Source organism: Mesorhizobium carmichaelinearum, assembly GCF_900199455.1.
Classification (GTDB): Bacteria; Pseudomonadota; Alphaproteobacteria; order Rhizobiales; family Rhizobiaceae; genus Mesorhizobium; species Mesorhizobium carmichaelinearum.
Genome location: NZ_FZQR01000156.1, coordinates 1 through 462 on the forward strand (window position 1 = coordinate 1; position 462 = coordinate 462).

Below are 462 nucleotides of genomic sequence, written 5' to 3' on the forward strand. Positions count from 1 at the left end.
CATCATGATTGCGTTATAAACGTTCGTTAATGAGAAAAAGAGAGGGCATATTGTATATGGCACAAATTTTGTTCTTTAAATGGCAAAACACCTCTTATTAACTAAATAAGAGGTGTTTATGATTATCTCAATTTAAACTTTTCTATAGCTAATTTAATCTCGTCTCTAACACGTTGGAATTCTGACCATTCTTTACCTGCTGGATCATCAAAACCCCAATGCTCTTTTTTAACGTTTGGTGGTAAAATAGGACAATTATTGTCTGCATCACTACATAACGTTACGACCAAATCTGATTGTTTTAAAATATCATTATCAATCAAGTCTGACGTATGGTTTGATATATCAATATCTACTTCTTTCATAGCTTCTATTGCTTTAGGATTAACACCATGTGTTTCAATACCAGCAGAATAGACATTCCAACCTTCACCCAATATTTCCTTTCCCCAACCTTCAGCC

The 462-nt window shown here is 33.5% G+C and carries 1 protein-coding gene; it reads right to left on the minus strand.

What is annotated here, in order from left to right:
- Positions 1–122: 122 nt before the first annotated feature.
- Positions 123–462, minus strand: a 340-nt coding sequence (locus CKW40_RS46255; protein ID WP_095205408.1) for an arsenate reductase/protein-tyrosine-phosphatase family protein, incomplete at its 5' end; no start/stop codon positions are given.